The organism is Enterobacter sp. SCRI0065 (assembly GCF_059766475.1).
Map to the genome: position 1 here is coordinate 317,064 of NZ_JCBAJB010000002.1, position 21,640 is coordinate 338,703.

14 protein-coding genes are annotated in these 21,640 nt (G+C 51.7%); 8 read left to right on the forward strand and 6 right to left on the reverse strand.

Annotated features, from left to right (window positions below; all coding sequences use genetic code 11):
* Positions 1–4 precede the first annotated feature (4 nt).
* Positions 5–1,057 (forward strand): glycerophosphodiester phosphodiesterase, encoded by a 1,053-nt coding sequence (glpQ, locus tag AC6EMZ_RS07390; RefSeq protein ID WP_498401815.1) that lies wholly within the window; start codon positions 5–7, stop codon positions 1,055–1,057.
* A 23-nt stretch (positions 1,058–1,080) separates the two neighbouring features.
* On the opposite strand, the gene yfaE is transcribed toward glpQ, so the two are convergent.
* From yfaE to ubiG, 4 genes are all read right to left on the reverse strand, one after another.
* The gene (yfaE, locus tag AC6EMZ_RS07395; RefSeq protein WP_498401816.1) at positions 1,081–1,335 is read right to left on the reverse strand and encodes a class I ribonucleotide reductase maintenance protein YfaE; all 255 of its coding nucleotides are present in this window, start codon (positions 1,333–1,335) and stop codon (positions 1,081–1,083) included.
* Positions 1,335–2,465 carry a class Ia ribonucleoside-diphosphate reductase subunit beta gene (gene nrdB, locus AC6EMZ_RS07400; RefSeq protein WP_498401817.1) on the reverse strand — a complete coding sequence of 377 codons (1,131 nt, stop codon included), beginning with the start codon at positions 2,463–2,465 and terminating at the stop codon, positions 1,335–1,337. The genes yfaE and nrdB overlap by 1 nt, the downstream gene beginning before the upstream one ends.
* 98 nt (positions 2,466–2,563) lie before the next feature.
* Entirely contained in the window at positions 2,564–4,849 is a 2,286-nt protein-coding gene (gene nrdA, locus AC6EMZ_RS07405) for a class 1a ribonucleoside-diphosphate reductase subunit alpha (protein WP_498401818.1), read from the reverse strand.
* 352 nt (positions 4,850–5,201) lie between these two features.
* The gene (gene ubiG / locus AC6EMZ_RS07410) at positions 5,202–5,930 is read right to left on the reverse strand and encodes a bifunctional 2-polyprenyl-6-hydroxyphenol methylase/3-demethylubiquinol 3-O-methyltransferase UbiG (protein WP_498401819.1); all 729 of its coding nucleotides are present in this window, start codon (positions 5,928–5,930) and stop codon (positions 5,202–5,204) included.
* Between the two features lie 146 nt (positions 5,931–6,076).
* Between ubiG and gyrA the strand changes: the two genes are divergently transcribed.
* Positions 6,077–8,713, forward strand: a complete 2,637-nt coding sequence (gene gyrA, locus AC6EMZ_RS07415; RefSeq protein ID WP_498401820.1) for a DNA topoisomerase (ATP-hydrolyzing) subunit A — start codon at positions 6,077–6,079, stop codon at positions 8,711–8,713.
* A 130-nt stretch (positions 8,714–8,843) separates the two neighbouring features.
* Positions 8,844–11,690, forward strand: coding sequence for a two-component system sensor histidine kinase RcsC (rcsC, locus tag AC6EMZ_RS07420; RefSeq protein ID WP_498401822.1), 2,847 nt, complete (start codon positions 8,844–8,846; stop codon positions 11,688–11,690).
* A 53-nt stretch (positions 11,691–11,743) separates the two neighbouring features.
* On the opposite strand, the gene rcsB is transcribed toward rcsC, so the two are convergent.
* Complete coding sequence (gene rcsB, locus AC6EMZ_RS07425; RefSeq protein WP_498401823.1) at positions 11,744–12,394, reverse strand: response regulator transcription factor RcsB; 651 nt, start codon at positions 12,392–12,394, stop codon at positions 11,744–11,746.
* Between the two features lie 16 nt (positions 12,395–12,410).
* Complete coding sequence (rcsD, locus tag AC6EMZ_RS07430) at positions 12,411–15,083, reverse strand: phosphotransferase RcsD (protein ID WP_498401824.1); 2,673 nt, start codon at positions 15,081–15,083, stop codon at positions 12,411–12,413.
* A 741-nt stretch (positions 15,084–15,824) separates the two neighbouring features.
* Between rcsD and AC6EMZ_RS07435 the strand changes: the two genes are divergently transcribed.
* From AC6EMZ_RS07435 to AC6EMZ_RS07455, 5 genes are all read left to right on the forward strand, one after another.
* The gene (locus tag AC6EMZ_RS07435; protein WP_498401825.1) at positions 15,825–16,943 is read left to right on the forward strand and encodes a porin OmpC; all 1,119 of its coding nucleotides are present in this window, start codon (positions 15,825–15,827) and stop codon (positions 16,941–16,943) included.
* 117 nt (positions 16,944–17,060) lie between these two features.
* A complete protein-coding gene (apbE, locus tag AC6EMZ_RS07440; protein ID WP_498401826.1) occupies positions 17,061–18,116 on the forward strand; it encodes an FAD:protein FMN transferase ApbE in 1,056 nt (351 codons plus the stop codon).
* A gap of 72 nt (positions 18,117–18,188) precedes the next feature.
* Complete coding sequence (gene ada / locus AC6EMZ_RS07445; RefSeq protein WP_498402294.1) at positions 18,189–19,253, forward strand: bifunctional DNA-binding transcriptional regulator/O6-methylguanine-DNA methyltransferase Ada; 1,065 nt, start codon at positions 18,189–18,191, stop codon at positions 19,251–19,253.
* The gene (alkB, locus tag AC6EMZ_RS07450; RefSeq protein ID WP_498401827.1) at positions 19,253–19,903 is read left to right on the forward strand and encodes a DNA oxidative demethylase AlkB; all 651 of its coding nucleotides are present in this window, start codon (positions 19,253–19,255) and stop codon (positions 19,901–19,903) included. The genes ada and alkB overlap by 1 nt, the downstream gene beginning before the upstream one ends.
* A 76-nt stretch (positions 19,904–19,979) precedes the next feature.
* Complete coding sequence (locus tag AC6EMZ_RS07455) at positions 19,980–21,623, forward strand: multidrug ABC transporter permease/ATP-binding protein (RefSeq protein ID WP_498401829.1); 1,644 nt, start codon at positions 19,980–19,982, stop codon at positions 21,621–21,623.
* The last annotated feature ends 17 nt before the right edge of the window (positions 21,624–21,640 follow it).

Here is a 21,640-nt window from a genome sequence, read left to right on the forward strand (position 1 = left end):
TACGATGAAGCTGACTCAATTAGCAACTGGCATTCTGCTGGCCAGTTTAATGACAGGCTCTGCGCTGGCAGCCGATAAAATCGTGATCGCTCATCGTGGTGCGAGCGGCTATTTACCGGAGCACACGCTGCCGGCAAAAGCGATGGCGTATGCGCAGGGTGCCGATTATCTTGAGCAGGATCTGGTGATGACTAAGGACGACTATCTGGTCGTCTTGCATGACCACTATCTTGACCGCGTGACGGACGTGGCGGATCGTTTCCCGGGTCGCGTCCGTAAAGATGGTCGCTACTATGCCATTGACTTTACGCTGGCGGAGATCCGCTCACTGAAGTTTACTGAAGGCTTTGAGATTGAAAACGGCAAGAAGGTGCAGGTTTATCCGGGGCGTTTTCCGATGGGTAAATCTGACTTCCGTATTCATACCTTCGAAGAGGAAATTGAGTTTGTTCAGGGGCTGAACCACTCAACCGGTAAAAATATCGGCATTTATCCAGAAATCAAAGCGCCGTGGTTCCATCACCAGGAAGGGAAGGACATTGCGGCGAAAACACTGGAAGTACTCAAACAGTACGGCTACGCCAGCAAGAAGGATAAGGTTTACTTGCAGTGTTTTGATGCTGCTGAACTGAAACGCATCAAAAACGAGCTGGAGCCGAAGATGGGGATGGACCTCAATCTGGTGCAGCTGATCGCCTATACCGACTGGAATGAAACCCAGGAAAAACAGCCAGACGGGAAGTGGATAAACTACAACTACGACTGGATGTTTAAGCCGGGTGCGATGAAGGAGATTGCACAATACGCGGACGGTATCGGGCCGGATTACCATATGCTGGTGGCAGAAGGTTCAACGCCGGGCCACGTGAAACTCACGGCAATGGTGAAAGAGGCGCATGCTAGTCAGATGCAGGTGCATCCGTACACGGTGCGTGCCGACCAGTTGCCGGAATATGCGACGGACGTCAATCAGCTTTACGACGTGTTGTATAACCAGGCGGGGGTGGACGGGCTATTTACGGATTTCCCGGATAAAGCGGTGAGTTTCTTAAAATAGTAAAAGGGCCGTAAGGCCCTTTTTTACATCTCGATTTCAATATCGCCTTTTGCCCTGCAGCAGCAGGGCAAAATTTCCCCTTCGTTGATAAACGCCAGAGGTTCGGTCAGCCAGTCAACTTGACCCGCGACTAAACGACATCGACAGGATCCGCAGTATCCTGAACGGCATTGATATTCCACTTCAACCTGATGCGATTCCAGCGCCACCAGCAGGGAAGGGTGTTCTTCCCGGCACAGCACTTCTGTACCGGAAAGGCTCAGCGTCACGCGGCTCATCAGAGCTCGAAGCTGCTCAGGTCGTCAGTATTCACTTCAGAGTCAATCTGACCCACCAGATAAGAGCTCACTTCGACTTCCTGCGGCGCGACCTGCACGTTATCGGAAACCAGCCAGGTGTTGATCCATGGAATCGGGTTTGAGCGAGTCTTGAACGGCAGCTCCAGGCCAACGGCCTGCATGCGGATGTTGGTGATATATTCCACGTACTGGCACAAGATATCTTTATTCAGGCCAATCATGGAGCCGTCACGGAACAGGTAATCTGCCCATTCTTTTTCCTGTTGAGCGGCCAGCACAAACAGGTCGTAGCACTCCTGTTTGCTCTCTTCGGCAATTTCCGCCATTTCTGGATCGTCCACGCCGCTGCGCAGCAGGTTCAGCATATGCTGGGTGCCGGTCAGATGCAGGGCTTCATCACGGGCGATCAGACGAATAATTTTGGCGTTACCTTCCATAAGCTTGCGCTCAGCGAACGCAAATGAGCAGGCAAAGCTGACGTAGAAACGAATCGCTTCGAGTGCGTTAACACTCATCAGGCACAGGTACAGCTGTTTCTTCAACGCGCGCAGGTTAACGGTCACGGTTTTACCGCTGACGTTGTGCGTGCCTTCGCCCAGCAGATGCCAATAGCTGGTCATCTCGATCAGCGCATCGTAATAGTGGGCAATGCCCTCTGCGCGCTTTTGGATCTGCTCGTTGGTGACGATATCGTCAAACACCACCGCCGGATCGTTAACAATGTTGCGAATAATATGGGTATACGAACGAGAGTGGATCGTTTCAGAGAACGCCCAGGTTTCAACCCAGGTTTCCAGCTCTGGAATCGAGATCAGTGGCAGCAGCGCGACGTTCGGACTACGACCCTGGATGGAGTCCAGTAGCGTCTGGTACTTCAGGTTACTCAGAAAGATGTGTTTTTCATGGTCTGGCAGAGCATGAAAGTCGATACGATCGCGGGAAACGTCAACTTCTTCCGGACGCCAGAAGAAGGAGAGTTGCTTTTCAATCAGCTTTTCGAAGATGTCATATTTTTGCTGATCGTAGCGTGCCACGTTGACCGGCTGACCGAAGAACATCGGCTCTTTGAGCTGGTCGTTTTTCGTCTGTGAAAAGGTGGTATATGCCATGAGTGTGTCCTGTTGGAAATGCATTGCCCGGCGGTACTTCGTTTGCCGGGCCTACAGCTCGGTTGGCCGGGTAAGCGTCGCGCCACCCGGCAACAAAATCAGATCTTACATGCGCCGCTTTCACAGCCATCGTCCTGGATTGAAGGTGCCATATCGTCCTGCGCATCTTCAGCACCATCGCGGGTGTTGTGATAGTACAGCGTTTTCACGCCAAATTTATAGGCGGTCAGCAGGTCTTTCAGCAACTGCTGCATCGGCACTTTACCGGACGCGAAGCGCGTCGGGTCGTAGTTGGTATTCGCAGAGATCGACTGGTCGATGAACTTCTGCATGATACCGACCAACTGGAGATAACCGTCGTTGTTCGGCATTTCCCACAGCAGCTCGTAGTTGTCTTTCAACAGCTCGTAATCTGGAACAACTTGACGCAGCACGCCGTCTTTCGACGCTTTGATACTCACGTGGCCGCGCGGCGGCTCGATGCCGTTGGTGGCGTTAGAGATCTGCGAAGAGGTTTCAGACGGCATCAGGGCAGACAGGGTGGAGTTACGCATGCCGTGCGTTTTGATGGATTCGCGCAGGGCTTCCCAGTCGAGATGCAGCGGCTCGTTCACGATCGCATCCAGGTCTTTTTTATAGGTATCGATCGGCAGGATGCCTTTCGAATAGGTGGTTTCGTTGAACCACGGGCACGCACCTTGCTCTTTCGCCAGCTCGTTCGATGCTTTCATCAGGTAGTACTGAATGGCTTCAAACGTCTGGTGGGTCAGATTATTCGCGCTGCCATCGGAGTAGCGTTTGCCGTTTTTCGCCAGCCAGTAGGCAAAGTTAATCACGCCAATGCCCAGGGTACGACGACCCATTGCACCGCGTTTTGCCGCCGGAATCGGGTAATCCTGATAATCCAGCAGGGCATCCAGCGCACGAACCGCCAGATCCGCTAATTCTTCCAGTTCAGCCAGGCTCTTGATCGCGCCCAGGTTAAAGGCAGACAGCGTACACAGCGCGATTTCACCGTTTTCATCGTTAACGTCGTACAGCGGCTTGGTCGGCAGAGCGATTTCCAGGCACAGGTTAGACTGACGCACTGGCGCAATCGCCGGATCGAACGGGCTGTGGGTGTTGCAATGGTCAACGTTCTGAATGTAGATACGGCCGGTAGAAGCACGTTCCTGCATCATCAGAGAGAACAGATCCACCGCCTTCACGCGCTGCTTACGGATACTGTCGTCTTGCTCGTACTGAGTATAGAGACGTTCAAATTCATCCTGATCGGCGAAGAACGCATCATACAGGCCCGGTACATCGGACGGGCTGAACAGCGTGATGTCCTGGCCTTTCAGCAGACGGGTGTACATCAGCTTATTGATCTGTACACCGTAGTCCATGTGACGCACGCGGTTGCCTTCAACGCCACGGTTGTTTTTCAACACCAGCAGGCTTTCGACTTCAAGATGCCACATCGGGTAGAACAGCGTTGCTGCACCGCCGCGCACGCCGCCCTGAGAGCAGGATTTTACTGCGGTCTGGAAGTGCTTATAGAACGGGATACAGCCGGTGTGGAACGCTTCACCGCCGCGAATTGGGCTACCCAGCGCACGGATGCGACCGGCGTTGATGCCGATACCAGCACGCTGGGAAACGTACTTCACAATGGCGCTGGAGGTGGCGTTGATGGAATCCAGGCTGTCGCCGCACTCGATCAGAACACAGGAGCTGAACTGACGCGTCGGGGTGCGCACGCCAGACATGATCGGCGTAGGCAGAGAAATTTTAAAGGTAGAAACCGCATCATAGAAACGCTTGACGTATTCCAGACGGGTATCGCGCGGATAGTTAGAGAACAGGCATGCCGCCACCAGAATATACAGGAACTGAGCGCTCTCGTAGATTTCGCCGGTTACGCGGTTCTGAACCAGGTATTTCCCTTCAAGCTGCTTCACCGCAGCGTAGGAGAAGTTCATATCGCGCCAGTGGTCGATAAACCCGTCCATCTGCTTGAACTCTTCTTCCGTGTAGTCTTCCAGCAGATGGGCGTCGTATTTACCCAGTTCAACCATTTTTGACACGTGATCTAACAGTGCTGGTGGCTCAAACTGACCGTATGCTTTTTTGCGCAGGTGGAAAATGGCCAGGCGCGCAGCGAGATACTGATAATCCGGCGCTTCGCGGGAGATCAAATCCGCCGCGGCTTTGATAATGGTTTCGTGGATGTCAGAGGTCTTGATGCCGTCGTAAAACTGAATGTGAGAGCGCAGTTCAACCTGTGAAATAGAGACGTTGTTCAGTCCTTCTGCTGCCCAGTCAAGAACGCGATGGATTTTGTCCAGATTGATACGCTCGGTTGCACCGTCGCGCTTTGTCACCAGCAGACTCTGATTCATGTGGGTTTTTTACCTGTCCGTGAAATAAAAATAGTCCCCCCAGTTTTATCCACAGCGCCGTCTTGTGACTAACTCTGTGGATAAATACTATATGTAGGGGGTTTGCGATAAAATGAACGCTATATGGTGAGTATTCTAGTAAGGATTCTTTTCAGTACAAGAGTTGATTTTGACGTTAAATTGAGGTTGTCAAAGCGTAAAAAAGGCTAAGTCCTCGTACCGTAAGGCCTGGACGTCATGTCAATAAATAAGAAAAAAAATCTAAAATTTGATCGAGTGCTGATTTCTTCAACGAGAGGTCAGAATTGCGCAACATGATGCTGCGCAATCTTTATAAGAATAGTTGATGACGTTAGTCGTTTTTAGCGGTTGTGTGCAACATATAGTTAACATCCACGCCCGCGCCAAGCTTGAACTTGTCGGTTAACGGATTGTAATGCAGGCCGGTGATATGCTGCTCTTTGAGCCAGGTACCATCCACCCAACCCAGTAGCTCGGCGGGTTTGATGAATTTCTTCACGTCATGCGTACCCTTAGGCACCATGCGGAGGACATATTCCGCGCCAACAACGGCCATCAGCCATGCTTTGCCGTTACGGTTGATGGTGGAGAAGAATACCTGTCCGCCAGGTTTAACCAGCGCCGCGCAGGCTTTGACCACCGACTGCGGGTCGGGCACGTGCTCAAGCATTTCCATACAGGTCACCACATCATACTGGTGTGCAAATTTTGCCGCGTGTTCTTCAACGGTTTCCTGAACGTATTCGACCTGAACCCCGGATTCCAGCGCATGCAAGCGGGCAACCTGCAATGGCTCAAAGCCCATATCAAGCCCTGTGACCGTTGCCCCTTCGCGCGCCATGCTTTCTGCCAGGATGCCGCCACCGCAGCCAACATCGAGCACTTTCTTACCGAACAGGCCGTCGGAACGCTCTGCGATATAGCCCAGACGCAGTGGGTTAATACGATGCAGAGGTTTAAACTCACCTTCAAGATCCCACCAGCGGGATGCAACCGCTTCAAATTTGGCGATTTCTGCATGGTCGACGTTGTGAGCCGCCGGGGATTTTTCGGCATTCATGGGCACTTTTACTCCTTATTTAGCAAGACTTTCGAGTATATCAGGCAGGGCGTATGAATAAAGCATACAGGTTTACCTGTATCAACGCGGTTGTGTTATAATTTGCGACCTTTGAATCCGGGATACAGTAGAGGGATAGCGGTTAGATGAGCGACCTTGCGAGAGAAATTACACCGGTTAACATCGAGGAAGAGCTTAAGAGCTCCTATCTGGATTATGCGATGTCGGTCATTGTTGGCCGTGCGCTGCCAGACGTCCGAGATGGCCTGAAGCCGGTACACCGTCGCGTACTATACGCCATGAATGTATTGGGCAATGACTGGAATAAAGCCTACAAAAAATCTGCCCGTGTCGTGGGTGACGTCATCGGTAAATATCACCCACATGGTGATACTGCCGTTTATGACACCATCGTCCGTATGGCGCAGCCATTCTCCTTGCGTTACATGCTGGTAGATGGCCAGGGTAACTTTGGTTCTGTCGATGGTGACTCTGCCGCGGCGATGCGTTATACGGAAATCCGTATGTCGAAAATCGCCCATGAGCTGATGGCCGACCTGGAAAAAGATACGGTTGATTTCGTCGATAACTACGACGGCACCGAAAGAATTCCAGACGTTATGCCAACCAAGATCCCGAACCTGTTAGTTAACGGTTCTTCTGGTATCGCCGTCGGTATGGCAACGAACATTCCGCCGCACAACATCACCGAAGTCATTAACGGTTGTCTCGCTTACATCGATGATGAAGAGATCACCGTTGAAGGGCTGATGGAACACATTCCGGGTCCGGACTTCCCTACCGCCGCTATCATTAATGGCCGCCGTGGTATTGAAGAAGCGTACCGTACCGGTCGTGGCAAAATTTATATTCGTGCCCGTGCAGAAGTGGAAGCTGACGCTAAAACCGGTCGCGAAACCATCATCGTGCATGAAATTCCGTATCAGGTGAACAAAGCACGCCTGATCGAGAAAATTGCCGAGCTGGTAAAAGATAAACGCGTTGAAGGTATCAGCGCGCTGCGTGACGAGTCTGATAAAGACGGTATGCGCATCGTAATTGAAATTAAACGTGACGCGGTGGGTGAGGTTGTTCTGAACAACCTGTATTCCCAGACTCAGCTACAGGTTTCCTTCGGTATCAACATGGTTGCACTGCACCATGGTCAGCCGAAGATTATGAACCTGAAAGATATTCTGAGCGCGTTCGTACGTCACCGTCGTGAAGTCGTGACGCGTCGTACTATTTTCGAACTGCGCAAAGCGCGCGATCGTGCCCACATCCTCGAAGCTCTGGCCGTGGCGCTGGCAAACATCGACCCGATTATCGAGTTGATTCGTCGCGCACCTACGCCTGCGGAAGCGAAAGCAGGATTGGTCGCTCAGCCTTGGGCGCTGGGTAACGTTTCTGCCATGCTGGAACGCGCGGGCGATGACGCAGCACGTCCTGAGTGGCTGGAACCTGAGTTTGGCGTGCGTGACGGTCAATATTATCTGACTGAACAGCAGGCCCAGGCGATTCTGGATCTGCGTCTGCAGAAACTGACCGGCCTTGAGCACGAAAAACTGCTTGATGAGTACAAAGAGCTGCTGGAGCAGATTGCAGAACTTCTGCATATTCTCGGTAGCGCCGATCGTCTGATGGAAGTCATCCGTGAAGAGCTGGAGCTGGTCCGCGATCAGTTTGGCGACGAACGTCGTACTGAAATCACTGCGAATACTTCCGACATCAACATTGAAGATCTGATCAACCGTGAAGATGTTGTAGTCACCCTTTCTCATCAGGGTTATGTGAAGTATCAGCCGCTGACCGACTACGAAGCTCAACGTCGTGGTGGTAAAGGCAAATCGGCAGCACGTATTAAAGAAGAAGACTTTATTGACCGCCTGCTGGTGGCCAACACCCACGACACGATCCTGTGCTTCTCAAGCCGTGGTCGCCTGTATTGGATGAAGGTTTATCAGTTGCCAGAAGCGAGCCGTGGTGCGCGTGGTCGTCCAATCGTCAACCTGTTGCCGCTTGAGCAGAACGAGCGTATCACCGCGATCCTGCCGGTACGCGAGTACGAAGAAGGCGTAAACGTCTTTATGGCTACCGCGAGCGGTACCGTGAAGAAAACCGCGCTGACTGAGTTCAGCCGTCCACGTTCAGCCGGCATCATTGCGGTGAACCTGAACGAAGGTGACGAACTGATCGGTGTGGATCTGACCTCCGGTTCCGATGAAGTCATGCTGTTCTCTGCTGCGGGTAAAGTCGTTCGCTTTAAAGAAGGTGCAGTACGCGCGATGGGCCGTACGGCTACCGGCGTTCGCGGCATTAAGCTTGCGGGTGAAGACAGCGTTGTTTCCCTGATTATTCCACGTGGCGAAGGCGCAATCCTGACCGTGACGCAGAATGGTTACGGTAAACGTACCGCAGAAGGCGAGTATCCAACTAAATCTCGTGGCACGCAGGGCGTTATCTCTATCAAGGTGACCGAGCGCAACGGTTCCGTTGTCGGCGCTGTGCAGGTGACAGATAGCGACCAGATCATGATGATCACCGATGCCGGTACGCTGGTGCGTACGCGCGTATCAGAGATAAGCGTGGTCGGTCGTAACACTCAGGGCGTAATCCTCATCCGTACTGCGGAAGACGAGAACGTTGTGGGTCTGCAGCGTGTTGCTGAGCCAGTAGATGATGAAGAACTGGACTCCATCGACGGGAGCGTAGCGGAAGGCGATGATGAAATCGCGCCGGAAGCGGAAACCGACGACGATGTGGCAGATGATGCCGACGAGTAATGTCTTCTGACGAAAAAAGGGCCGGTTTCCGGCCCTTTCTTTATTGCAGACAACTGAACATTGCGACAAAGCGCGTTTACCGCTACCTTAACCACATTCTTTTTGACCCCGATGGCGGAGCCTCGCCCCTTTGAAATACCTCGTCTCCTTTCGTACCACGCTAAAAGTCTCTCGCTATCTATTTCGGGCGCTGGCGCTATTGCTTTGGCTACTGGTTGCTTTGTTCTCAGTGTTTTACATCGTTAACGCACTGCATCAAAAAGAATCGGAGATTCGTCAGGAGTTTAACTTAAGCTCCGACCAGGCCCAGCGCTATATTCAGCGCACGTCTGATGTGATGAAAGAGCTGAAGTATATTGCTGAAAACCGTCTGACGGCAGAAAACGGTATTCTTGCTATCCGTGGGCGAGATGACAAAACAGAGGTGCCGGATTTCGAGCCGCTATTCCCGGATTCCGATTGTTCAGCGATGGGAAATACCTGGCGTGGTTCGCTGGAATCGCTGGCCTGGTTTATGCGCTACTGGCGGGACAATTTCTCTGCCGCTTACGATCTCAATCGCGTTTTTCTCATCGGCAGCGATAACCTCTGTATGGCTGATTTCGGTCTACGCGATCTGCCGGTCGAGCGTGATGACGCCCTGAAAAGCCTGCATGAACGTATCGTAAAATACCGCAACGCGCCGCAGGAAGAACGCGGTAATAACATCTTCTGGATAAGCCAGGGCCCGCGTCCGGGCATTGGTTATTTCTATGCATTGACGCCGGTCTACCTGGCCAATCGTCTGCAGGCACTGTTGGGTACTGAGCAGTCCATCAGGATGGAAAACTTCTTTACGCCAGGCAGCCTGCCGATGGGTGTGACTATCCTCGATGAAAACGGTCATACGCTGATCTCGCTGACCGGACCGGAAAGCCGGTTAAAAGTGGATCCGCGCTGGATGCAGGAACGCTCCTGGTTCGGTTATACCTCTGGTTTCCGCGAGCTGGTTCTCAAGAAGAGCCTTCCGCCGTCCTCCCTGAGCATTGTTTATTCCGTACCGGTCGATATGGTACTGGAACGAATTCGAATGCTGATCCTGAACTCCATTTTGCTTAACGTGCTGGTGGGTATCGCGCTGTTTATGCTGGCGCGTATGTACGAGCGTAAAATATTTATTCCTGCTGAAATTGATGCCCAACGACTGGAAGAACACGAGCAATTTAACCGTAAAATTGTCGCTTCTGCACCGGTCGGGATTTGTATTTTACGCACTCAGGATGGAACCAATATCCTCAGCAATGAACTGGCGCATAATTATCTCAACATGTTGACGCATGAAGACCGGCAGCGGCTCACGCAGATTATCTGCGGCCAGCAGGTCAATTTTGTCGATGTACTGACCAGTAACCACACCAATCTGCAAATCAGCTTTGTCCATTCCCGTTACCGAAACGAGAACGTGGCGATTTGTGTGCTGGTGGACGTGTCGTCGCGCGTAAAAATGGAAGAGTCGCTACAGGAAATGGCGCAGGCGGCAGAGCAGGCCAGCCAGTCGAAATCAATGTTCCTGGCAACCGTCAGCCATGAGTTGCGCACCCCGTTGTATGGGATTATCGGAAACCTCGATCTGCTGCAAACCAAGGAGTTGCCAAAAGGCGTCGACCGCCTGGTGACGGCAATGAACAATTCGTCGAGTCTACTGCTGAAAATCATCAGCGATATTCTCGACTTCTCCAAAATTGAGTCAGAACAGCTGAAAATTGAACCGAGCGAGTTTTCTCCTCGCGAGGTGATGAACCACATTAGTGCCAACTATATGCCGCTGGTCGTGCGTAAACAGCTTGGACTTTACTGCTTTATCGAACCTGACGTGCCGCTGACGCTGCATGGCGATCCAATGCGCTTGCAGCAGGTCATCTCTAACCTGCTAAGCAACTCCATTAAATTTACCGATATTGGCTGCATTATTCTGCACGTTAGCCGCGCCGGGGATTATCTCAGTATTCGTGTTCGCGATACCGGGGTGGGGATCCCGGCAAAAGAAGTCGTGAAGTTGTTTGATCCGTTCTTCCAGGTGGGGACGGGCGTTCAGCGTAACTTCCAGGGAACCGGCCTGGGGCTGGCGATTTGTGAGAAGCTCATCAGCATGATGGACGGTGATATCTCGGTCGATACTGAACCCGGTATGGGGAGCCAGTTTACCATCCGTATCCCGCTTTATGCCGCGCGGTATGCAGAAGAAACAGTCGCAGAAGGACTAAGCGATAAGACCTGCTGGTTGGCAGTACGCAACGCTTCGCTGCACACCTTCCTGGAATCACTGCTGACCAGTAGCGGTATCCGCGTTGCGCTCTATGAAGGACAAACGGCAGGGGCAGACGATGTATTGCTGACCGATGATGCGGTGGAGGCATCGTGGAAGGGGAGAGCGGCGATTGTTTTCTGTCGCCGTCATATTGGCATCCCTCAGGAGCGTGTGCCTGGGGAGTGGGTCCACAGTGTGGCAACGCCGCATGAGCTGCTCACGCTACTCGCCCATATTTACCACGTTGACGTCAACTCACGCGATGGTGCAGCGGCGTTACCGTCTCCAGATTCAGCGGTGTCGATGAATGACGATATGATGATTCTGGTCGTGGACGATCACCCCATTAACCGCCGCCTCTTGGCTGACCAGCTTGGCTCGCTTGGCTATCAATGTCTGACGGCAAACGATGGCGTTGATGCGTTGAATGTCTTGAGCAAAAACCACGTCGATATTGTACTGAGCGATGTGAACATGCCGAACATGGACGGCTACCGCCTGACTCAGCGTATACGCCAGCTAGGCATGACGTTGCCGGTTGTTGGGGTGACGGCAAACGCACTGGCGGAAGAAAAACAGCGATGCCTGGAATCGGGAATGGACAGTTGTCTGTCAAAGCCGGTCACTCTGGATGTGTTGAAGCAGACGTTGTCGGTTTACGCAGAACGAGTCAGAAAGACAAGAGCGTAAAAAAGCCCGGTAAGCGTAAGCTTTACCGGGCTTTTTTTGAGGGCTAAGACCAATCAGTCTTTATCGACTGCACTCAGCGTAACGGAAGAGAGATAGTTCAACAGGGCGATATCGTTCTCCACGCCCAGTTTCATCATTGCTGACTTCTTCTGGCTACTGATGGTCTTGATGCTACGGTTCAGTTTCTTAGCGATCTCCGTCACCAGGAAACCTTCTGCAAACAGGCGTAGCACTTCACTCTCTTTCGGTGACAGACGTTTGTCGCCGTAACCACCTGCACTGATTTTTTCCAGCAGACGGGCAACGCTTTCCGGGGTAAATTTCTTCCCTTTCTGCAGTGCCGCCAGCGCTTTAGGCAGGTCGGTTGGTGCGCCTTGCTTCAGGACAATCCCTTCAATATCGAGTTCCAGTACGGCGCTTAAGATCGCCGGATTGTTGTTCATCGTCAGAACAATAATCGAGATGCTCGGGAAGTGACGCTTAATGTATTTGATCAGGGTGATCCCATCGCCGTACTTATCTCCAGGCATGGAGAGATCGGTAATGAGTACATGTGCATCAAGTTTCGGAAGATTATTTATAAGTGCTGTAGAGTCTTCAAATTCACCGACAACATTCACCCACTCGATCTGTTCAAGTGATTTGCGAATACCGAACAGTACAATCGGGTGGTCATCGGCAATAATTACGTTCATATTGTTCATGTATAAGGCTACCTTGCTACAGCAAGCTTTTGACGTAGGCGTCAATGTCGCTGATGTATTTTTCTGTGCCAGAAGCATCCTTCTCGCGAATAAGATGTTCCAGCGTTTCACATAACTGCTTGCCCGGAACCAGATTGAGCATGGCAAACACCCCTTTAAGTCGGTGTGCTGTCTGTGCCAGTGCAGCGAAATCTTTCGCTGCGGACTCAGTATACAACCGCTTAACATCATCTGGTACTGTATCTACAAAGAGTGAATAATATCCACTGGCATGGAGTTCAGCATTTTCATTGCCGCCCAGCGGCGACTCCAGTATCCCTTCTTGCGCCAGCTGCTCTTCTATTAGTTGTAGTACAGCTTCCTGCATTGCATTGCTCATATTGAAGTTGACGCGCAGCTGGCCAGGGCCGATTTTCCGCACGCCTGACTCATCATCGCTTAAAAGCAAGCCCGAGGCAGTAAGATTAGACGGATTATCTGTCAAAAAGAGATCAAATTCTTGACTCGTGAGCCTTTCATCCGGGGTTATGCATACTGCCCCCCAGTTTTCTAACTGACGAACCACTACGCTGCGGATCTCATTTGAGGTCACATCGACCATGATCACGACATCATCGAGCAGGCGTTCTTCATCTATTTCTTCCTGCGGATTGGCCGGCATTTTCACATGCAGAGAGTAGCGTGTGCCAAGCGATTCGCGAGCTTTGATATTTAAATGCCCGCCGAGCTTACGCGCCAGCTGGTCGCAAAGCCAGAAGGTGAGGGCGTTGGCTTTACCGTATCCGTCACTTTGCGTGTCGTTCAGGAACGGGAAGTGGAGATTATCGATTTCACTCAGCGTAACGCCTTCACCGGTGTCCAGAATACGGAAGGTTAAGCGGTCCTCTGCGGACTCATCCGTGCCGACTTCCAGCGTGATTTTGCCAATTTGCGTGGTGGTAACGGAATATTGAATAAGCATCAGCAGGATGCGGCGCAATGCTTCACGATCGCCATGACGTTGGTCGTTGGCGGGCAAATTGTTATTAATCAGGAGCTGAAGACCTTTGCGCTTAATCACCGGCAGAACGTCGGGTACCACTTCGTTGATCAAGTCCTGGATTGAAAACAGTGATGAAGTGCCTTTCCAGCTGTCATCTTCCAGCATATTGGCGAGCTGAATTTCATCGACCAGACGAACCAACGTGTCCGTCTGACTCAAAAGCTGTTTACTCTCAGGTGTGTTTATCGCTTCAGCCTGAACGGCCAGGGCTTTCAACGGTCGCTTAAATGCCTCACTGATATTGTGCATAAATGCCGCGCGACCCTGCTGGTTTTTCTCATACAACCTCTGAGCCTGCTTCAGTTTCTTATTCACCAGAACTTCTCTGTCCTGGTCGCGAATAATGAAGATTTGGGTACGGGAGGCGACCTGGCTGCGGAACTGGCGGATTTCGTACAGCTCGTTATTGATGGTTGCCTGAATAATCCCCTGATGCTGATCGGCCATGGAGGTGATGTTCTGCAGATTGAGATGCGGCAGCAAATGGTCCGCAATCTTATTGCTCATAATGGTGCGGTTGGCTTCCTGATCGTGTACCAACAGCCCGAGAGGCAGCACTGAGACGATCTCCTCATTCAACGCGCGCAAGATCCGCAACTCGCTATTAGAACTTGAAGACGACAAGTTTTCGCCCGAGCGTCCAGGCTGGAATCGGAAAGTGCTGTAGCCAAAAAGCGCCAGTGCCAACAGCCCAATATTCAATAAAAGCGGCAGCAGGATATTTTGTAGCGTATCCAGCAGCAGCGTGCCAAAGGGAACCTGCCATACCAGACGCATACCGGTGGTGTTTAGCGAGGAGGCAATCTCGATCTTAGTGCCATTAAAGGAGATTGATACGCTCTCCGCTCCCTCTTTATCGGGCGGGGTACGCATATTCTGTACTGCGGTATCCTGCTCAAGGCGGAAACTGTCCAGCGGCATATCGGGCGGAATCAAATCGTTGATTGGCAGATCGAATGCAACGACGGTCGCCAGATGACCTGGCTGGTTAAATGTGGTGCGTAGCGTAAAGTAGTGGCCGTTTTGCCATGCGAGGCGGCGCAGAGAAGAGAAGCTTTCACGCTCATCAAGGGCATTTGCCTGCTGGAGCATTTCGGCGCGGCGTGAATCAACGATCGAACCCACCGTAGACTCTTTAAATCCGGAAGAGAGATCTTTTAACGGCAGGGTGGAGATCAGGATCATGCTGTTATCCTGACCATTCAAATAGTACATCGACCACGGCACTGTCTCGGCACCCCAGAGCGTATCGAGATAGGTCGACATTCTCTGAGTCATCTCAAGCGTCGCGCTGTCATGCGAGCCAAAAATGAGTGCTTCGGTTTTACGACGCGGTTTTTCAAGGTAATAGACGTCCTGTTTGAGACGTGTTTCCTGTAAGCCCTCGCCGGATGCGTTTCCCGGTGCGGCGGCAATATTGTCGTAAATCTGCCAGGTGGCGTATCGCCAGGTATCGATTCGCTTATGTACGGCGTGGGTGATATCAACAATCTGATAACTTCTGTCTTTAAGCCATGCATTGACCGCGCTTTGCACCATCACACCCATGGTCACCAACAGCACAATGATCAATAGAAGAAAGAAACGGGTGATGCTCCCGGGAAGAAGGGAGAACTTGCTCGATGCTGTGGTTTCAGACTGACTCATTGATAGGATTAACCCGCGTTGGCCGCACTTTAGGGAATACGGCAGTATAAAGGGTAATAATTGAATTTCCAGCGCCGTTGACGGAGGAGAGAAGACTTTTTACGCAGAGGGGATCGTGTTGGGTGGCAATGCCAAATGTGTACAAAAAGAACAGTGCTGTATACATAATTACCAAAATCGCAAATAAATAGCACGAAATAACAAGAAATTAAGAGTTGAAACAATTTAGTTGGCGAGAGTGATAGATGGTAGAGGATTAATTAATAGTCGTTATAATTTCGTGGTGGTAGCACAAATTATTCATATTTGCGTAAAGAAGAGTAAAAAAAAACCGAATGCATTGCACTCGGCTCAATTAGGGATAAACAGACATTCAAAAATGAATGACGGTAATAAATAAAGTTAATGATGATAGCGAGATATATTTTAGTGATCTCGTTACCTTTTGTTTTGTCATTCAGTGCTGTAAGGGTATTTTACTGCAACTTATTGATATTAATCTGTAAAGTTGGCTTGTTGATTATACGTGCTTAATTTTTTAGCTATTTGTGCTGTGTAAAAGTTCCGTGATATTTACAAAATGAAACATCTCTAGCGATGAATGAAACATCTTCAAAGTTTTCGTATCATATTCGCATTGGATTATTCTGTATTTTTGCGGAGAATGAAGTTGCCGATTGGTTAAGAGGGTTAACCAGTAAGCAGTGGTCATAATAAGGCATATAACAGAGGGTTAATAAAATGAAAGTTAAAGTACTGTCCCTCCTGGTACCAGCACTGCTGGTAGCAGGCGCAGCAAATGCGGCTGAAATTTACAACAAAGATGGCAACAAATTAGATCTGTTCGGTAAAGTCGACGGTCTGCACTATTTCTCCGACGATAAAGACAACGACGGCGATCAAACCTACATGCGTATTGGCTTCAAAGGCGAAACGCAGGTCAATGATCAACTGACCGGCTACGGCCAGTGGGAATACCAGGTTCAGGGTAACACCACTGAAAGCGACAACCAGTCCTGGACTCGTGTGGCGTTCGCGGGTCTGAAATTTGCTGATGCAGGCTCTTTCGATTACGGCCGTAACTACGGCGTTATCTATGACGTGACTTCCTGGACCGACGTTCTGCCGGAATTCGGCGGCGATACTTACGGTTCTGACAACTTCCTGCAATCCCGCGCAAACGGTGTTGCGACCTACCGTAATCAGGACTTCTTCGGCCTGGTCGATGGCCTGAACTTTGCTCTGCAGTATCAAGGTAAAAACGGCAGCGTCAGCGGTGAAAACGACGCTGGTCGTAGTACCCTGAAACAGAATGGCGACGGTTATGGCGCGTCTCTGACTTACGATCTGGGCGAAGGTTTCAGCGTGGGTGGCGCGATGTCTTCTTCTAAACGTACTGCGGACCAGAACGCAGCAGGCGTTTACGGTGAAGGCGACAACGCTGAAGTCTACAGCGGCGGCCTGAAATATGATGCGAACAACATCTATCTGGCAGCACAGTACTCTCAGACTTACAACGCAACCCGCTTTGGTAACTCCCAGAGCAGCAGCGACATCTACGGTTTTGCTAACAAAGCGCAAAACTTCGAAGTGGTTGCTCAGTACCAGTTCGACTTCGGTCTGCGTCCTTCCGTGGCTTACCTGCAGTCAAAAGGCAAGGACGTAAGCAACAACACCACCAACTTCGGCGATCAGGATCTGCTGAAATATGTGGATGTTGGCGCGACTTACTACTTCAACAAAAACATGTCCACCTACGTGGATTACAAAATCAACCTGTTGGATAAAAACAACTTTACCGAACAGGCTGGTGTAAGTACTGATGATATCGTCGCATTGGGTCTGGTTTACCAGTTCTAAGACGCAGTCAGTATTGCAGAAGGGGCCAGCAGGCCCCTTTTTTCATGCGTTTTATAAGGTCTTACAAACGATGCTTTTTGGTGTACCCTTGCCGACCTGGCATGAGGATAATAACGAATGGACATGACTTTTTTGCGAGCCAGCCTTCTGGCGACACTTTTCTTTCTGACGGCATGCGATTCTTCTTCCTCCGCACCCACCACGACTGCTGCGGCGGCTAGCGTGCTGGAAGGTAAGACTATGGGAACGTCCTGGCGCGTGAGCGTCATCAATATTGATAAAAAACGCGAAGACGAACTTCGCGGTAAAATTCAGTCCCAGCTCGACGCTGACGATCAGCTGCTTTCAACCTATAAAAATGATTCGGCGCTGATGCGGTTCAACCTGTCGAACAGCACTTCGCTCTGGCCGGTGAGTGAAGCGATGGCGGATATTGTTATCGAGTCGCTGCACGTCGGGTATAAAACCAACGGAGCGATGGATATCACCGTCGGACCGCTGGTGAATTTGTGGGGATTTGGCCCAAACAAACAGCCAGTGACTACACCGGACATCGCCCAGATTGACGATGCGCGGGCTCGCACGGGATTGCAGCATCTGACGGTGATACACCAATATGGTCAGCAGTATTTGCAAAAAGACATCCCCGATCTGTTTGTCGATCTCTCAACGGTCGGAGAAGGTTACGCAGCGGATCATCTGGCAGCGTTGATGGCTCAGGAAGGCATTTCGCGTTATCTGGTGTCGGTGGGAGGCGCTCTGGTCAGCCGGGGAATGAACGCCAGTGATAAGCCGTGGCGCGTTGCTATTCAGAAACCAACCGATCAACAAAACGCGGTGCAGGCGATTGTTGATATCAATGGCCATGGCATCAGCACTTCCGGCAGCTATCGCAATTACTACGAGCTGGATGGCAAGCGTATTTCTCATGTTATCGATCCGCAAACCGGTCGTCCTATCGAACACAATCTGGTATCCGTCACCGTCATCGCGCCTACCGCGCTTGAGGCTGATGCATGGGATACGGGGCTGATGGTGCTCGGACCGGAGAAAGCGAAAGAGGTGGTACGCCAGGAAGGTCTGGCGGTGTATATGATCACCAAAGAGGGCGAGAACTTTAAAACCTGGAGCTCGCCGCAGTTTCAAAGCTTCCTGGTCAACGATAAGAATTAAAAAGCAAGGTTGCGGGTTTTTATTCAGTGGCGCTCGGGCATTGTGTGAGTATGCTTGTAAGAGGAGTCCATGATGAAAAACGTGACGCTTAACACTGATGACGATCGCTGGTTGGCCGTGCTGGCTCGCGATCGTCATGCCGATGATCAGTTTGTTTTTGCGGTGCAGACCACCGGTATATTTTGCCGCCCCTCCTGTCGCGCGCGTCATGCGCTGCGCAAAAATGTGCACTTTTATCCCGATGCCCGCCACGCGGAGCAGGCTGGTTTCCGTCCTTGCAAACGCTGCTTACCGGACAGATCCGATCCTCAGGTGCTGCGGGTGGCTAAAGTCGAAAAGGCCTGCCGTCTGCTGGAGCAGCAACCAAACCTCACGCTGAACGCTCTGGCGGAGCAGGTTGCGATGAGCAGTTGGCATTTCCACCGCCTCTTCAAGTCCGTCACCGGTATGACGCCAAAAGCCTGGCAGCAGGCTGCGCGTGCGCGCCGTTTGCGCCATTCGCTGACGCAAGGTGAAAGCATTACCGATTCTGTGCTGGCTGCGGGATTCCCCGACAGCAGCAGCTATTATCGACAAGCGGATTTAGCGCTGGGTATGACTGCAAAGCAATACCGCAAAGGCGGCGATGAGGTTGCTATCCACTATGCGTTGAGCGATTGTTCGCTGGGACGTTGTCTGGTGGCCGAAAGCGAACGCGGAATTTGCGCCATTTTGCTGGGTAATGACGATCCTACGCTGTTGGAAGAGTTAAAAACCATTTTTCCTTTTGCCAGACCAGGGACATCAAACAGCGAGTTCGAGGCGCGGGTACACCTGGTGATTAACGGCCTGGATAATCGCGAAGCCGCGCAGGCTTTGCCACTGGATATCCGCGGGACGGCTTTCCAGCAGCAGGTCTGGCAGGCGCTAAGCTCTATTCCTTACGGCGAAACGGTGACTTACCAGCAGGTTGCCAAGGCGATTGGTAAACCTAACGCCGTACGCGCGGTAGCGAGTGCCTGCGCCGCTAACAAGCTGGCGATCGTTATTCCTTGTCACCGGGTGGTACGCAATGATGGGGCGCTGTCAGGCTATCGCTGGGGAATTGCGCGTAAGGCACAGCTGCTGGCGCGCGAAGTCAAAACGCAGGAGGAATAATGCTCGATCTTTTTGCAGAAGAAGAACCCTGGGAAGAACCACTGGCCCCTGGTGCTGTGGTGCTGCGCCGTTTTGCCCTGTCGCGCGCGCAGGCGTTGTTGCAGGGTATCGAGGAAGTGGCGGCTGTATCTCCGTTTCGGCATATGATTACACCCGGCGGATATACGATGTCGGTAGCCATGACCAACTGTGGCGATTTAGGCTGGACGACCAACGATCGGGGTTATCTCTATTCCCCTACCGATCCCATGACTCACCGCCAGTGGCCAACAATGCCGAAAGCATTCTCCACCCTATGCCACGAGGCAGCGGTCGCGGCTGGATATGCTGATTTTAAGCCTGATGCTTGTCTGGTAAACCGCTATGCAGAAGGGACGAAACTGTCCCTGCACCAGGATAAAGACGAACCCAACCTTCGCGCACCGATTGTCTCCGTATCACTGGGCTTGCCAGCCATATTCCAGTTTGGCGGTTTGCAGCGTAATGATCCGTTAAAACGTATCATGCTTGAACATGGTGATGTCGTGGTCTGGGGCGGGGAATCGCGTCTGTTTTATCACGGCATTCAGCCGCTTAAAACGGGCCAACATCTTCTGACAGGGGAGTATCGTCTCAATCTGACCTTCCGTCAGGCATCGTATAGCGAATAAAAATAAGAATTATTCTTGATGTAACCGTCGGGCAGTTTACACTGCTGGCTGTTTTTTCTTGTCCGGATCGCTTTGCATGCAGCTACTTCTTCTTGTCTGGCGCCAGTACCGCTGGCCGTTTGTCGCGGTAATGGCGTTAAGCCTTGCCAGCGCCGCGTTGGGCATTGGCCTTATCGCTTTCATTAATGTTCGCCTGATCGAAATGGTCGACTCTACGTTGTCGGTTTTGCCGGAATTTCTGGGCTTGCTGTTGCTGCTGATGGCGGTGACGCTGGCTTCACAGCTGGCACTCACGGCGCTGGGACACCATTTTGTTTATCGCCTGCGCGGTGAGTTTATCAAACGTATTCTCGATACTCAGGTTGAACGCATTGAACAGCTGGGCAGTGCTTCGCTGCTTGCCGGGCTGACCAGCGATGTACGCGCCATTACGATTGCTTTTGTTCGCCTGCCAGAACTGGTGCAGGGGATCATTTTAACCTTTGGTTCTGCGGCTTACCTCGCGTGGCTTTCAACCAAAATGTTAGCCGTCACCGCACTGTGGATAGTCGTCACCATTTGGGGTGGCTATCTGCTGGTGTCGCGAGTCTATAAGCATATGGCGGTGCTGCGCGAAACCGAAGACAAGCTGTACAACGACTACCAGACGGTGCTGGAAGGACGTAAAGAGTTGACGCTCAACCGCGAACGCGCCGAACACATTTTCAACAACCTTTATATTCCGGACGCGCGTGAATATCGTCACCATATTATTCGGGCTGATACTTTCCATCTGAGCGCGGTGAACTGGTCCAACATCATGATGCTGGGTGCGATTGGCCTGGTGTTCTGGATGGCGAACAGCCTCGGATGGGCTGACACTAACGTGGCGGCAACCTACTCATTGACGCTGCTGTTTTTACGTACGCCGCTGCTGTCTGCCGTAGGCGCACTGCCGACGCTGCTCAGTGCGCAAGTGGCCTTCAGAAAGCTGAATCAATTTGCACTGGCTCCGTTCAGGCCGGAGTTCCCGCGTCCTGAGGCATTCCCTGACTGGAAAACCCTGGAGCTTCGCGATGCGATGTTCCATTACCAGGACAATAATTTTGCCGTTGGCCCTGTTAATCTGACCATCAACCGCGGTGAACTGTTGTTCCTGATTGGGGGGAACGGGAGCGGTAAATCCACGCTGGCGATGCTGCTGACCGGCCTTTATCAGCCGCAGTCGGGGGCCATTTTGCTGGACGGTAAACCAGTTTCCGTCGACAAGCCGGAAGATTACCGCAAGCTGTTTTCTGCGGTCTTTACTGACGTCTGGCTATTCGATCGGCTGCTGGGACCAGAAGGCAAACAGGCTAATCCAGCGTTGGTCACGAAGTGGCTTGAGCAACTGCAAATGTCGCACAAGCTTGAGCTGAAGGATGGCCAAATCCTTAATCTCAAGCTGTCGAAAGGGCAAAAAAAGCGCGTGGCGTTACTGCTGGCATTGGCAGAAGAGCGCGATATCATTTTGCTGGATGAATGGGCCGCCGATCAGGATCCGCACTTCCGCCGCGAGTTTTATCAGATTTTGCTGCCGCTGATGCAGGAAATGGGTAAGACCATTTTTGCTATCAGTCATGACGATCACTACTTCATTCACGCCGATCGTCTCCTTGAAATGCGTAATGGCCAGCTGAGCGAACTGATCGGCGATGAACGCGATGCCGCATCGCGTGATGCAGTGGCCCGCACCGCATAATGGGTAAATGCCGGGGT

What these genes read in the sequence shown, in the direction of transcription:
- glpQ (WP_498401815.1), top strand. Translation starts at nt 5, where the DNA reads ATGAAGCTGACTCAATTAGCAACTGGCATTCTGCTGGCCAGTTTAATG.
- yfaE (WP_498401816.1), bottom strand. Translation starts at nt 1,335, where the DNA reads ATGAGCCGCGTGACGCTGAGCCTTTCCGGTACAGAAGTGCTGTGCCGG.
- nrdB (WP_498401817.1), bottom strand. Translation starts at nt 2,465, where the DNA reads ATGGCATATACCACCTTTTCACAGACGAAAAACGACCAGCTCAAAGAG.
- nrdA (WP_498401818.1), bottom strand. Translation starts at nt 4,849, where the DNA reads ATGAATCAGAGTCTGCTGGTGACAAAGCGCGACGGTGCAACCGAGCGT.
- ubiG (WP_498401819.1), bottom strand. Translation starts at nt 5,930, where the DNA reads ATGAATGCCGAAAAATCCCCGGCGGCTCACAACGTCGACCATGCAGAA.
- gyrA (WP_498401820.1), top strand. Translation starts at nt 6,077, where the DNA reads ATGAGCGACCTTGCGAGAGAAATTACACCGGTTAACATCGAGGAAGAG.
- rcsB (WP_498401823.1), bottom strand. Translation starts at nt 12,394, where the DNA reads ATGAACAATATGAACGTAATTATTGCCGATGACCACCCGATTGTACTG.
- rcsD (WP_498401824.1), bottom strand. Translation starts at nt 15,083, where the DNA reads ATGAGTCAGTCTGAAACCACAGCATCGAGCAAGTTCTCCCTTCTTCCC.
- AC6EMZ_RS07435 (WP_498401825.1), top strand. Translation starts at nt 15,825, where the DNA reads ATGAAAGTTAAAGTACTGTCCCTCCTGGTACCAGCACTGCTGGTAGCA.
- apbE (WP_498401826.1), top strand. Translation starts at nt 17,061, where the DNA reads ATGGACATGACTTTTTTGCGAGCCAGCCTTCTGGCGACACTTTTCTTT.
- ada (WP_498402294.1), top strand. Translation starts at nt 18,189, where the DNA reads ATGAAAAACGTGACGCTTAACACTGATGACGATCGCTGGTTGGCCGTG.
- alkB (WP_498401827.1), top strand. Translation starts at nt 19,253, where the DNA reads ATGCTCGATCTTTTTGCAGAAGAAGAACCCTGGGAAGAACCACTGGCC.
- AC6EMZ_RS07455 (WP_498401829.1), top strand. Translation starts at nt 19,980, where the DNA reads ATGCAGCTACTTCTTCTTGTCTGGCGCCAGTACCGCTGGCCGTTTGTC.